Source organism: Flavobacterium sp. 270 (genome assembly GCF_004368785.1).
Taxonomy (GTDB): Bacteria; Bacteroidota; Bacteroidia; order Flavobacteriales; family Flavobacteriaceae; genus Flavobacterium.
Window position 1 is genome coordinate 98,571 of sequence record NZ_SODM01000006.1, and the last position, 13,803, is coordinate 112,373.

Annotated in this window: 14 protein-coding genes; 2 read left to right on the forward strand and 12 right to left on the reverse strand. The window is 34.6% G+C overall.

The window, feature by feature from the left end:
• Positions 1–200 precede the first annotated feature (200 nt).
• The 5 genes from EV144_RS19870 to EV144_RS19890 all read right to left on the reverse strand — a co-directional run bounded on the left by EV144_RS19870 (position 201) and on the right by EV144_RS19890 (position 4,230).
• Positions 201–734, reverse strand: coding sequence for a YceI family protein (locus tag EV144_RS19870; protein ID WP_134150902.1), 534 nt, complete (start codon positions 732–734; stop codon positions 201–203).
• A gap of 217 nt (positions 735–951) precedes the next feature.
• Complete coding sequence (locus EV144_RS19875; RefSeq protein ID WP_134150903.1) at positions 952–1,182, reverse strand: (4Fe-4S)-binding protein; 231 nt, start codon at positions 1,180–1,182, stop codon at positions 952–954.
• Between the two features lie 155 nt (positions 1,183–1,337).
• Entirely contained in the window at positions 1,338–2,054 is a 717-nt protein-coding gene (locus tag EV144_RS19880; RefSeq protein ID WP_134150904.1) for a pirin family protein, read from the reverse strand.
• A 331-nt stretch (positions 2,055–2,385) separates the two neighbouring features.
• The gene (locus tag EV144_RS19885) at positions 2,386–2,742 is read right to left on the reverse strand and encodes a hypothetical protein (RefSeq protein WP_134150905.1); all 357 of its coding nucleotides are present in this window, start codon (positions 2,740–2,742) and stop codon (positions 2,386–2,388) included.
• 6 nt (positions 2,743–2,748) lie between these two features.
• Entirely contained in the window at positions 2,749–4,230 is a 1,482-nt protein-coding gene (locus EV144_RS19890; RefSeq protein ID WP_134150906.1) for a helix-turn-helix domain-containing protein, read from the reverse strand.
• Positions 4,231–4,427: 197 nt separating this feature from the next.
• Here EV144_RS19890 and aceB point away from each other — a divergent pair, with 197 nt between their 5' ends.
• Positions 4,428–6,029, forward strand: coding sequence for a malate synthase A (aceB, locus tag EV144_RS19895; RefSeq protein ID WP_134150907.1), 1,602 nt, complete (start codon positions 4,428–4,430; stop codon positions 6,027–6,029).
• A gap of 181 nt (positions 6,030–6,210) precedes the next feature.
• Positions 6,211–7,491, forward strand: a complete 1,281-nt coding sequence (aceA, locus tag EV144_RS19900) for an isocitrate lyase (protein ID WP_134150908.1) — start codon at positions 6,211–6,213, stop codon at positions 7,489–7,491.
• Positions 7,492–7,689: 198 nt separating this feature from the next.
• Here the strand turns inward: aceA and EV144_RS19905 are convergent, their stop codons facing one another.
• The 7 genes from EV144_RS19905 to EV144_RS19935 all read right to left on the reverse strand — a co-directional run bounded on the left by EV144_RS19905 (position 7,690) and on the right by EV144_RS19935 (position 13,610).
• The gene (locus tag EV144_RS19905) at positions 7,690–8,265 is read right to left on the reverse strand and encodes a Crp/Fnr family transcriptional regulator (RefSeq protein WP_134150909.1); all 576 of its coding nucleotides are present in this window, start codon (positions 8,263–8,265) and stop codon (positions 7,690–7,692) included.
• Between the two features lies 1 nt (position 8,266).
• Complete coding sequence (locus tag EV144_RS19910) at positions 8,267–8,587, reverse strand: DUF6370 family protein (RefSeq protein WP_134150910.1); 321 nt, start codon at positions 8,585–8,587, stop codon at positions 8,267–8,269.
• A gap of 2 nt (positions 8,588–8,589) precedes the next feature.
• On the reverse strand, positions 8,590–9,750 hold the full coding sequence (purT, locus tag EV144_RS19915) for a formate-dependent phosphoribosylglycinamide formyltransferase (RefSeq protein WP_134150911.1): 1,161 nt from the start codon (positions 9,748–9,750) through the stop codon (positions 8,590–8,592).
• A complete protein-coding gene (locus tag EV144_RS19920; RefSeq protein ID WP_134150912.1) occupies positions 9,747–10,235 on the reverse strand; it encodes a hypothetical protein in 489 nt (162 codons plus the stop codon). Before EV144_RS19920 ends, purT begins: the two co-directional genes overlap by 4 nt.
• A gap of 395 nt (positions 10,236–10,630) precedes the next feature.
• Positions 10,631–12,499, reverse strand: coding sequence for a peptidase U32 family protein (locus EV144_RS19925; RefSeq protein ID WP_134150913.1), 1,869 nt, complete (start codon positions 12,497–12,499; stop codon positions 10,631–10,633).
• A gap of 133 nt (positions 12,500–12,632) precedes the next feature.
• Positions 12,633–13,028, reverse strand: a complete 396-nt coding sequence (locus tag EV144_RS19930) for a hypothetical protein (RefSeq protein WP_134150914.1) — start codon at positions 13,026–13,028, stop codon at positions 12,633–12,635.
• 129 nt (positions 13,029–13,157) lie between these two features.
• A complete protein-coding gene (locus EV144_RS19935) occupies positions 13,158–13,610 on the reverse strand; it encodes a ferritin-like domain-containing protein (protein ID WP_134150915.1) in 453 nt (150 codons plus the stop codon).
• Positions 13,611–13,803 lie beyond the last annotated feature (193 nt).

The window sequence follows — 13,803 nt, forward strand, 5'->3', positions numbered from 1 at the left end:
TCTCTCTTAAGGCGAAAATGTTTTTCGCCACAGATTAAAAAGATTTACACAGATTAAAATCCAAATAATCCTTTTAATCTGTAGTAAAAAAATTAGTGCAATTCGTGTAATTCGTGGCAAACCAAAAAAAACAAAAACCCTGCACTTTCTAAGAATGCAGGGTTTTTAACCAACCAAATTAAAACCTAATTTTAAGAAAATTAAGCTTGTTTTGCTAATTGAATTTCGATATTCAATTTAACTTCTTCTCCAACCAAAACTCCTCCAGTTTCAAGAGCAGAATTCCAGTTTAATCCCCAATCTTTACGATTGATTTTTCCTTCTATATTCAAACCAACTTTAGTATTTCCCCAAGGATCAGTCATGATTCCGCTAAATTCAACAGGAAATTTTACAGATTTAGAAACACCTTTAATGCTTAAATCTCCAGTTAATTCAAAATCTCCGTCGTCAACTTTTTTGAAAGAAGTAGATTTGAAAGTTAATTTTGGATTGTTTTCAACATCAAAGAAATCGCCGCTTCTTAAGTGACCGTCTCTGTCAGCATTTGCTGTGTCGATAGACGCGATATCAGCAGAAAATTGAATATCTGCATTTTCGAAATTTTCACCTTCTGTAGTTGCAGTAGCTTCGTAAGTACCGAATTTTCCTGAAACATTTGTAAACATCATGTGTTTAACTTTAAAACCAATTTCTGAGTGAGTTGGGTCAATTGACCATTTTGTAGTTGCCATAATTTTTATTTTTAAATAATTAATTTCATTTTGATAGGACAAAGTTACGTCGGTAGTAATCGAAAGGCACTTAACCTAGATTAAGAAATGAAAACTTTGATTTTTTTGTTTGCCAAAGATTTTTTTTGTTTGCCACGAATTACACTAATTCACACTAATTTTATTTATGCCAATTCGTGTAATTCGTGTAATTCGTGGCAAAAAAACTTAGTACAGTTTAGTTTTTGTTATTCATGTAAAAAGTCAAAGCTCCCGACGGGCATTTATGAATAGTTGAGATTATTTTTTCGGTAGTCGATTGTTCTGGAGTAATCCAGGGTTTTTCTTTTGGGCGAAAAACATCTGGATTGTTTTTTACACAATTTGCCGAGTGTATGCATTTTCCGGATTGCCACACAATTGTAACTTCTCCGTTTGTATATTCTTTAGTAAGGTTATCTGGATTCATGTTTTTTGATTTTGGAAGTTGAAAAGAAAATCAATTTTTCTCTAATTTAATGTTTCTTTTTTGGTTTTGAAAATTTTGGGCAAAAAAATAAAAGGTAATAAATTGAAATTCAAAATATTACCTTTTATTAAGTAAGTGTGTTGTTTTATTTCGAATTAATAATTCATTGGTACTTCCATTAAAAGAAATTCAGCATCTGTATTTGCTTTTATATTTAAAGTTTCAAAATCTGAAATTCCAAGCGCATCACGAGAATTTAATTCCTGTCCGTTGATTGTCACATTTCCTTTCAAGATGAAAGCGTAAACACCGTTTCCTTCTTTTTTCAATTGATATTCAGTTGCGATTCCCGCATCAAAATTAGCCATGTGAAACCAAGCGTCCTGATGAATCCAAACTCCTGCATCGTCCGCATTTGGAGATAAGACTTGTTGTAATTTATTGTGTCTATCCGTAACATCCAAAGAAATTTGTTGGTAACGTGGCTCCACATTTCTTTTGTTCGGAAACAACCATATTTGCAATAATTTAGTTTGTTGATCTGCATTTGGATTAAATTCGCTATGCTGTACACCAGTTCCGGCACTCATCACCTGAACATCACCATTTTTGATGATTTCAGTATTTCCCATACTGTCTTTGTGCGCCAAATCACCTTCTAGCGGAATTGTAATAATCTCCATATTATCGTGAGGATGTGTTCCAAAACCCATTCCGCCCGCAATTGTATCATCGTTTAAAACACGAAGTGCTCCAAACTGAATTCTATCCGGATTATACCAGCTCGCAAAACTAAAACTATGATAAGCATTAAGCCATCCGTGATTTGCGTTTCCTCTTGTTTCTGCTTTATGTAATACTATATTTTCCATGATTCTGTGTGTTTTAATTTTATAGTACAAATTTACGGCAGTAGTTGATAAAAGTCACTTAATGTAGATTAAGAAAAAAAGTTTCTAAGGTTTTGAGGTGCTAAGTTTCTAAGTAAGATTCAAAGTTTCAGAGCGACGTAGGCTCAAAGGAAAAAACTTTGCGTCTTCGCGATTTTGCGAGAGGTGTGTTTATTAATCGAAAAGTAACCCCAAGATTGTTATCCTGAGCGAAGTCGAAGGACCGCAAGTAGCTCTACAAAGATTGTCTATATTGCATGATGAGTTTCTCGCGGAGATCTCTCCTTCGTCGAGATGACAAGATTGTGATGAATTATTTTATTTTAATCAATTTTCCTTTTCCAGACGATATGTCAAGATAATCATCACTTTTCTTATCATGCATATAAAAAAGAATAGTATCTTTTTTAATTTGATCTTTTGAAATTGTTATAATTAAATCAGTATTTATGAAATTCTCCAATAGTATTGTATTACCATAAGAAATTCTTCCTTTTGGCATAAACTTGTTATCAAAAGCAAAAACACTATCCTTAAAAGTAATTTTATCTTTTAGGATATAGGAATTGTTATCTTCTATTAAATAATAATAGCGTCCCGTAAGTTTGTCGTTTTCCTGATAGTTGAAATTGATAGAAAACAAAGTAATGATTAAGGTTAAATATTTCATAATATTCTAACTAAATTGATTAATATACTGCTGCACAACAGCATCCGTATTATCATGACGAATCTTTTTCTCCAAAGCAATTGGCGGAGCAGCCCTTTCAAGGCAATCCGAAATACCGCAAGTTTCGCAAGTCACGCCGACCAATCTTTTGGTAAGCGGTTTTCCGTCAATAAATTTAAATTTCTTTTTCATCGTTGGATTAATTAAAATTCCAACAGAAATACTTCTCACAAAATTTTCGGTAAAAGGATCTTTTGTAGCCGATGAAAAAACCAAATATTCGTTACCGCTATTGACGTAACTCGAAATCTGCGCATCAAAAAAATGAGGTTTATTTTGAATAATAGCTTCGTCAATAGTTTTTATTGAAACCCAGCGTCTGCAATAATGCTCGTTGGTTTCGTTGGCGTGCGGTTCCTGCTGATTTGTAATGTGTAATTCTTTATTGATCTGATAAAAATCAGAACCGATTTTGTGTGATAATCTCAAGAAGAATAGGTTTTTCAGCTGAAAATCTTTCGGTAATAAATTGGTCAATCTTTGATAAAAAGATTCTGGAGAAACCTCAAAACTTTCAATCAAAGCCACAAATTCCTCCGGTTTTGGCTGTTCATTATTCAAAAACAAATTGATTTTATCTACAACCAATTTTCTTGGCAATAATAAAGCACCTGCAAAATAAGAAGCGTAAAAATTATGCAGAACCTGATCAAAATTTTCAAACTTAATCCAGCTGAAAGTCAGTAATCTGTCTGATATTTTTAAGTAATTATAAGCAATTTCTTTAGCTAAAATAAAAGCTCTCTGCGGATCGTCAATTTCGGTAGAAAGTAATAAAGTTTTGCTTTTCGGAACATAAATCGAACGCAAATCTTCTAAAGCTTCCTGATCTTTAAACGCAATTTCTTCAATTTTATACTCGTATTCTTCTTTTAGAATCGCTTCTAATTCTTCAATAGAAATCTTCGAATCCAAATTAATTTGAAAAGACTTCGAAAAAGCTATCACTTTTTCTTCTAAATCTTCAAAATAATTGCTGTGTGCTTCCTGATAAGAACGAAGTGCGGCCAGAAAGAAACTTTCGCGGCTTAAATTATAATGCTGTGCAATTTCAATTATCGTACTAATAAACGCATTGACTTTGGCTGGAGCATTCGCAATAATATCTATTAAATCCGCTTCTTGAATTCCAAAAAGTTCTAGCGGAATCTCTTTTAAAATTCCCGATTTTAAGATTTCGCCGATCGGAGCGAGGTTATTATCAAGTTTTAAAGACACCATTTGGTCGTAAGAAACATCCAAATGTTTGCATAAAAGTAAAATTTTGTCCGCTTTTGGATATTTTTTTCCCTTTTCAATTTCGTTCAAATACGATTTTGAAAGGTTCGTCAATTTGGCTAAACCAAAAAGCGAAAGATTCTTCTGTACGCGAACCTGTTTGAGTTTTAGCCCGAAAATTAATTTGATGTAGTCTTTTTCGATATCCATAAATCAAATATAAATAATTAAAATGAATAACCGCCAAAAGTGTTTTTTTAAAATTTAGCGAACGTTCGCTTGTTTTGTAAAAAACTTTTTCCTAACATTGTAGTGTAAAACTTATTAGCTATAAAATTGTTATTGAATGATTTAGGTTGAAATGTTTTAAAAGACACTTTTTAATCAATTAAAAAAAATGTACAGCTATGAAAAACCAATTAGAGATTACCGACACGGCTATGGAATTTTTAGCCGAAAAAAAGCTTTCTTATCCAAAAATCTGGACAGACAAAGCAATTGTTTTTATAACGGAACTGCACAGAAAATTCGAATCACAACGAAAACTACTGCTTTTACAAAGAGACCAAAAACAAGTCGGTTTTGATCAGGGAATAATGCCGGTTTTTCCGCCAGAAACTAAAAGTATCAGAGAAAGTAGTTGGACGGCTGGCGAAACTCCAAAAGATTTATTAGACAGAAGAGTAGAAATTACCGGGCCAGTTGATCGTAAAATGATTATCAACGCTTTAAATTCCGGAGCTAAAACTTTTATGGCCGATTTTGAAGATAGTACATCTCCAACTTGGCAAAATTTAATGGACGGACAATTGAATTTAATTGATGCTGTAAACAAAACTATTTCTTTTACAGATGAAGCAAAAAACAAATCATATCAATTAAATGAAAAAATCGCGACGCTGATTGTTCGCCCGAGAGGTTTGCATCTTTTAGAGAAACATATTTTGATTGAAGGAAATGAAGTTTCTGGTTCTTTGGTTGATTTTGGGTTATATATTTTTCACAATCATAAAAGGCTGTTAGAAAATAATTCTGGACCATATTTCTACATTCCGAAATTAGAACATTATCTGGAAGCACGCTGGTGGAATATGGTAATTGATTTTACAGAAGATTATCTGAAACTAGAAAGAGGAACCATAAAAGTGACGGTTTTAATTGAAACTATAACAGCTAGTTTTCAATTGGATGAAATTATCTACGAATTAAAAGAACATATTGTTGGTTTGAATTGTGGACGTTGGGATTATATTTTCTCATACATCAAAAAGTTCAGAAAAAATCCAAAGTTCATAGTTCCAGATCGCGACCAGGTTACAATGACTTCGCCTTTTATGAATGCGTATTCGAATTTGGTAATTCAAAGATGTCATAAAAGAGGAATTCATGCAATTGGCGGAATGGCGGCGCAGATTCCGATTAAGAATAATGAGGAAGCAAATGCAACCGCTTTCGCGAAAGTGAAAACCGATAAAGAACGTGAAGTTCGAAACGGCCACGACGGAACTTGGGTGGCACATCCAGATTTGGTTCCGTTAGCAAAAGCAGTTTTTGATGCTGGAATGCCGACTCCAAATCAAATTCATATCAAAAGAGAACACCGCAAAATTACTGAAGCCGATTTGATTGAACCACCAATTGGAATTATTACGGAAAACGGCGTTCGAAAAAATATAAATGTTGGGGTTTTGTATTTGGCTTCATGGCTGAACGGTCAAGGCGCAGCGGCACTTCACAATTTGATGGAAGATGCAGCAACGGCAGAAATTTCAAGATCGCAGTTGTGGCAATGGCTTCAGAACAAAGTGGTTTTGGATAATGGAAAACAGTTGAATCTGGCTTATTATCACGAATTGGCTTTGGATGAATTCGATAAAATAAAAACGGAATTGGGAGAAGACAATTACGAAAATCGTCAATTTCCTTTAGCGGAAAAAGTACTGGAAAGATTAGTTGTAAATACTGATTTTGTTGACTTTTTGACGATTCCGTGTTACAAATATTTATAATCTTATTCTAAATAAATCCGCTCAATCTGCTCAATCTGCGGGCTAAAAATTTTCACGCAAATTTAGCAGATCAGGCAGATAAAATGAGAATAAAAAGATTTTCGCAGATTGTTTTTATCGATTGAAAATTGATAACTGCGACTGAACACTTTACTTACTAACCACTTTAACTATAACATTTATGAAAACAACAGAAGACAGAATTCAGGAATTGATTAACGATTGGATTACAAACCCGAGATGGAAAGGCGTTGAGCGTCCTTATACTGCAACAGAAGTAGTTACGCTACAAGGTTCATATCAAATTGAGCATTCTATTGCCAAAATGGGAGCGCAAAAATTATGGAGAAAGTTAAAAAATCAGGATTATGTTGCCGGGTTGGGGGCTTTAACAGGAAATCAAGCCATTCAGGAAGTTGATGCGGGATTAGAAGCGATTTATTTAAGTGGATGGCAAGTTGCGGCCGACGCAAATCTGGCGGGAGAAATGTATCCAGATCAATCGCTTTATCCGGTAAACAGTGTGCCGATGGTGGTTAAGAAAATTAATAATGCTTTATTGCGCGCTGACCAAATTCAGACCGTAAATAATATTGAAGATAAAAAAGATTATTTGGTTCCGATTGTGGCTGATGCCGAGGCTGGTTTTGGTGGCAATCTAAATGCTTTCGAATTAATGAAATCGATGATCGAAGCCGGAGCTTCTGGTGTTCATTTTGAAGATCAATTAAGTTCTGCTAAAAAATGCGGGCATCTTGGCGGAAAGGTTTTAGTACCGACTCAAGAAGCGATTAATAAACTGATTGCAGCACGACTGGCTTCTGACGTTATGGGAGTTTCGACTTTGATTGTGGCAAGAACAGATGCTGATGCGGCGAATTTATTAACGAGCGATGCAGATCCGCGTGACGCTAAATTTATTACAGGGGAAAAAACAAATGAAGGTTTCTTCTACGTAAAAAATGGAATCGATCAGGGAATTGCGAGAGGTTTGAGTTATGCACCATATGCTGATTTAATCTGGATGGAAACCAGCAATCCTGATTTGGTTTACGCTAAAAAGTTTGCTGATGCCATGAAAAAAGAATTTCCAGATAAAATGTTAGCCTACAATTGTTCGCCTTCTTTTAACTGGGCTGCAAAATTATCTGTTGCCGAAATGGAAACGTTTAGAGAAGATTTGGCTGCAATGGGTTATAAATTCCAATTCATCACTTTGGCAGGTTTTCATGCTTTAAATACGAGTATGTTCGAATTGTCTAAAGCATACAAAGAACGTGGCATGGCAGGTTATTCTGAATTGCAGGAAAGAGAATTTGCTTTACAAAAAAACGGATTCAGAGCTGTAAAACACCAAGCGTTTGTTGGAACTTCGTATTTTGACGCTGTTCAAAATACGATTACAATAGGAAAATCAACAACAACGGCAATGAAACATTCTACAGAGGTTGAGCAATTTTAATTCACAAAAAAAAACACGGTTCTTGAGCCGTGTTTTTGTTTTTTTGCCACAGATTACACAGATTAAAAGGATTTTTTTTTTCGCCACGAATTACACGAATTACGCTAATTTTTATTTCAATTTTTGAGTAAACTAATTCGTGCAATTCGTGTAATTTGTGGCAAACTTTTTTAAATCATTTTAAATCTGTGGCAAAAACTATTTTTTTAATAATCTAGCTTTCATTTTGCTAAAAAATTCTGGCGTAACTCCGATAAACGAAGCAATTTGTTTTTGAGGAACTTTGTGAATTAGCGTTCCGTATTTTTTAGTAAATTTTTCAAAGCGCTCTTCTGCTGGCAAGCTCAAATTGTCCATTAATCTTTGTTGATTGGCAACTAATGAATTTTCAATCAGAATTCTGAAAAAGCGTTCCAGTTTTGGAATCTCCAAATACAATTGTTCCTGATTTTCTTTAGATAAAGAAACTACTTCAGCTTCTTCTAAAACTTCAATAAAAAGCTGTCCCGGTTTTTGAGAAAAATAACTGTACATATCACTCATCCACCAGCCTTCGCAAGCAAATGATAATACGTGTTCGACAATATTATCGTTGATGTTGAAACTTCTTAGAATACCGGAATTTACGAAATAAGAATGTTTGCAGACTTCACCTGCGTTTAGCAAAATAGTTTTTGCTTTATAAGTATGAGTTTCAGTTTTAGATAAAAAAAGTGCCTGTTCTTCTGGAGTCAGCGAAACGTGTTTGGCAATGTTTTCGAGAATCAATGCCATATTATTTTTTTTCGTCGATTAATGCAAAAGAAGTTGCTAGAAAGCGATTCCCTTTTATTTCTCCTGTAACAGTAGCTTTTTTGATTGCGTTGCAAAAACCATCTTTGGCATGTGCATCACCATGTTGATCAATTTTTGTTCCGTCAACAAAATATGATTTTCCATCAATACGAACGGCTAAATCACAACTTTTACCTTTCATTCCGAATTGACATTCTCCGCAAGAAGCTTCAACGATTGTTGGTTTGTCGAATTTCTTTTTGTCTTGTGCTTGAGTAGCAATTCCAATAAATAAGAATGTGGCTAATAGTATATTTTTCATGTTTAAGAGTTTACGGTTATTAATTTTGCAGTTTCTTTGGCGCGTTCTACAATTTCTTCAATTGGAGTTGCCAAAGAATCAGAACTTAAAACAACGCCCATTCTGCGGTAAGGCCTTGAAGTTGGTTTTCCAAAAATCCTGAAATCAGTTTTAGGTAACGCTGCCACTTTTTCTATTCCGCTAAAAGTTGGGTTTGCAGAATCTGCTGATGCTAAAAGTACGGCACTTGCTCCAGCTCTTTCTAAAGTGATTTCGAAAATTGGAAGACTTAAGATAGCTCTTAAATGCAATTCAAACTCGTTGAAATTCTGCGTTCCTGCTAAAGTTACCATTCCGGTATCGTGCGGACGCGGAGAAAGTTCAGAGAAATAAACGCCTTCATTAGTCAGGAAAAATTCAACACCAAAAAGTCCCGCGCCGCCAAGTGCTTCGGTAATTTTTTCGGCCATATCCTGCGCTTCGTACAAATCTTTTTCGGATACCAAAGCCGGCTGCCAGCTTTCCTGATAATCGCCTCTTTCTTGTCTGTGACCAATTGGCGCGCAAAATAATGTTGGGTTATTATTTTGAGTAATCGTTAAAAGCGTAATTTCTGAATTGAAATCTACAAACGCCTCAACAATTACTTCGATAACATCACCACGCGAACCTGCAACAGCATATTCCCAGGCTTTTAAAATATCTTCCTGAGTTTTAATTGTCGATTGTCCTTTTCCTGATGAAGACATTAAAGGTTTTACGACACAAGGAATTCCAACCTCCTGAACCGCTTTTTGCAATTCGTCGGCAGAAGTGGCGTATTGATATTTAGCGGTTTTTAAACCTAATTCTTTGGATGCTAAATCACGAATAGCTTTACGATTCATGGTGAAGTTTGCCGCTTTCGCTGAAGGAACAACGGTAATTCCCTGTTTTTCGTAATCGTAAAAACGTTCTGTGCGAATGGCTTCTATTTCGGGAACGATAAAATCTGGATTGTGTTTGGCTACGATTCTGTCTAAAGCGTCGCCGTCGAGCATATTGATAACTTCAAAACCGTGTGCGACCTGCATGGCCGGTGCATTTTCGTAACTATCAACTGCTATTATGGTTTGTCCGATTCGTTGTGCGGCGATAGTGAATTCTTTTCCTAATTCGCCTGAACCTAGGAGTAGTATTTTCATTTTGTTGAATTTAAAGTTTGGGAGTTTTGACTCATTTTTACAATTACTAAACTGCTTAAAAATGTTAGAATCATTAATGAAAATGACAGGAAGAGAATCATTAGTAATGAAAATACAATTTGATCTAAAAATTGTGATTGCAATGGAGCAGATGTTCCATTTATAAATTTTCCGATTATATAAAGTGTAGAAAGAGCTATAATAAGTTTTGAGCTTACTGCAAAAGAAAATTGAGAGCAAGCTTTAAAATAAGAGATTTGATTTAATAAAAAGCTGAGTTTTTTTGCTGAATGCCAGAAAAGAAAAACTACAAATAAAGGAAATAGAATTCCCCAAAAGATTGGATTCCAAAATAGACCAAAGTCGTAGATTTGAATACACAAATCGGTAAAATAACTTTCTGAAAATATAAATAATGGAAAAATTGAGCATACTAAGAATCCTGCGATAATTGAGTATTTCTTAATACTGTTTTTTGATTCCATGGAAGATGTTTTTAAAAAGTAAAGATAAATAAAATGAGAATTATTCTCACGCAGATTTTGCAGATTCGGGGGATTATTTTTAATAATTAAGATTGATTTGAATTGCCTCCAGCTTTAGCTGGAGGAGAAGATGGAAGTTTGCAGGGCTTTAGCCAAACTCAGATATGTTTGGCTAAAGCCCCTATGATAGAATCTTATAAACCTCCAGCTAAAGCTGTAGGCAATTGATATTTCTTTAAAATAATATTATCTCATTTACCGTTTGCGTGAGGGATAGAAGTGGAAAGCCCGGAGCCTGACGGAGGAAGTGCGAGGACTTGTAACGGATAGCCCGACCCGGAGGGACACGCCAAAATAAAAAACCGATACTTCTTTTGAAAGTATCGGTTTGTATATTAATGATATTGATCCTCTTCAATCTCAAATTCAGCATCTTTTTCCCAGATTTCCATTTCGCAGGGTTTGCAGTTGAATTTTAGTTTGTATTCTAATTCACCTTGCTTTAATACCAATGGTTCTTTTACTTTAACACCAACAATATCTTTTTGGTGAATTGGGCATTTTTTTAATTCGTATTTAATGCAATATTTTGTGGTCATTACACGAGATTTTCCTGGATCCCATTGCAATTCGAATGCTTTTTCGATTTCGGTAACACCGTGGCGTTCGTAGAATTTACGAGCCGTTTTATTCGAAACGTTGTACATGAAATCCAGTTTGGTTTCTGGATACGGATGTGACGTTTTTACCAATTGGTGTTCTTCACGTTTGTAATTTGCCAGACGAATTTCTGTTAACTGATCGAAAACATTTCTTCTCATTTCGTTAATTTTAGAAATAGGAAGGAACCAGTTTTGAGAAAATACAACATCAATTTGATCGGCGCTGTAAGGTGTGAAACCTGTTTTTGCCAATTGTGTTTTGAAGTTTTCTGCAATTGATTCACCATTTTTGGTTTGTTCTTTTGCGTGTTCTAATTTTACGGTGCTTACGTTTCCGTCTTCATCGGTTGCGATTAATTCGAAACCATTTTCGTTTTCGGTAAGTAATAAAGTCGTTCCAATTTTACGGATCGCACTGTCTTCTCTTTCAACAATTTTGATGAAAGCAATATCGTTGTTACGGTAAATAAAAGTTCCATCTTTGATTTCTTTTAAAACGTTTGGATACACTTTTCCGTTTTCGGCTTTGTTTACATAAATTCCATCGGCTTCGTTTTGCTCGTTAATGAAACAAAGTCCATCACCGTTGTTTAGCAATTCACCGTTTTCGATTTCGTAAGCATTTCCAACTGTACGGATTAATTTACCAATATATTGTCCTTTTGATTTTGGACTTTCCCAAGAACCAATACTCGCATGTCTTTCGTTTACGAAATAATCGGTATAACCACGATTAAAAGTTCTGTTTAAAGTAGAATCAAAAGTATACGTACATTTTCCAGAAGAAGCTTTGGTGTATTTATCGCTTCCTTCTAAATAACTGTCTAATTTCTGACGAAGGTAAGACACGTTATTTTTTACGTAAGCAACATCTTTAAGACGACCTTCGATTTTGAAAGAAACAATTCCGGCTTCAATTAAATTCGGAATCTGGTCTGAAACGTCTAAATCTTTTATAGAAAGTAAATGGCTGTTTTTGATTAAAGTTTCTCCGTTTCCGTCGATTAAGTTGTACGGTAAACGACAGTTTTGAGCACAAGAACCACGATTGGCGCTTCGCTCTCCGTTTGCCACACTCATATAACAGTTTCCGCTGAAAGAAACACAAAGTGCTCCGGTTACGAAAAACTCTAACTCAACATCAGCTTCATCGTAGATTGTTTTAATTTGATGCAAGTTTAATTCACGTGCTAAAACCACACGTTTGATTCCGGCATGTTTAAGAAATTTAATTTTATCGGCATCACGATTATTGGCTTGTGTACTCGCATGAAGTACGATAGGAGGTAAGTCCATTTCCATAATCGCCATATCCTGAATAATCAGGGCATCAACACCAATGCCGTATAATTCCCAAATCATGGCGCGACACGTATCTAATTCGTTGTCGTATAAAATGGTATTCATTACCACAAAAACCTGAGCGTTAAATAAGTGTGCATATTTTACTAAGGCAGCAACATCTTCAATAGAGTTGTTGGCATTAGAACGTGCACCAAATTGTGGAGCACCAATATAAACTGCATCGGCACCGCTGTTTATGGCAGCCATTCCACCAATTAAATCTCTAGCTGGAGCTAATATTTCAATTTTCTTCTTCATTTCTAAAACTTTAGCCTTTTGTGGTATTCACGGAAAAAAGTGTGCAAAGGTCTAATAAATTATTTGAGTTTGCTAGAGATGAAGCGATTTTTTTGAAATTGTTAACTTAAATAGAATGAGTATTTAGTAATTCTTATTTGTTTTTAAATTTATTTCCCAAATATTCAAATTTGATTTGTTTATACTCTACAGTTTTTATTTCGTATATAAATCTTTTCGGAATTAATACTGCAGAAATGTCCATTGGATCCATATTAATCCAGTAATAAAGATATAATGTATCATTTGCTATTTTTGCTTTGCCATCATAATTTAGTCCTCCTGTTTCATATTTTTCAATAGTTATTTCGATACTTTTTTCTTTTGTTTTTGCAGTAATCTTCTCTGCTTTTTGGCTTTCATTTCTTTTTAGGTAATCGGAGTCAAATGCTTCTTTATGAGTAAATCTAATATTGATATCTTCTGTTCGCTTATTTTTACAGCCTATTGATAAAAAAAGAAAAAGTATTGGAAGTAAGATATATTTCATTTGATGATAAATTGGTTTCGACTTAAAAATAAAAATAAATACATCACTATTTATATTTTAGGAATAAAAAAACTGCTCAGTTATTTAAACTAAGCAGTTTTTCCAAAATAAAAGCATTAGTAGGTTAACTTATGATCTCATTTTAATTTGTGATAACGTATTTTCAATACTATTCAATTGTTTAGAAACGATAGAAATCTGGCTGAAATCTAATTCGTTTTTGTCTAAAGCCATTTTGTATTTTTCGATTGCAGCTTCTTCACCTGTTACGCAGGCATTGATGATTGCTTCTGTATCGCCTCCTGTAAAAGATGATTTAATATCGATCCAAGTACGGTGTAAAGCACCTAATGGTCCGCCACCTGATGTTTCTGTTGATTTTCCTAGTTTATTGATTTCGTCTTGTAATTCTACAATAAATAGCGCGCGTTCGCGGGCGTACTCTAGAAAATCAGTTTTAATAAGTGCATTTTCTACGTGTTCAGCGGCATTTGTGTATCCTAGTTTACCGTCTTCTAGAATTGAGATCAATCCTTCTAATGTGCTGATAGCTTCCTTTGTGGTTTCTTCTGTATGTGTCATGACTATAATTTTTAATAGTTAATGTATAATACAAAGGTGGCGACTTATAAGATGTTCTTTTTTACAGGATTACGGTTTCAAGTTACAATATTGTGGAATGGGAATTCTGAAAGCTGATTTTAGTTTAATATGAATTTGTCGTTTTCTGTTTTGCGTGAGGGATAGAAGTGGAAAGCCCACAGCCTGACGGAGG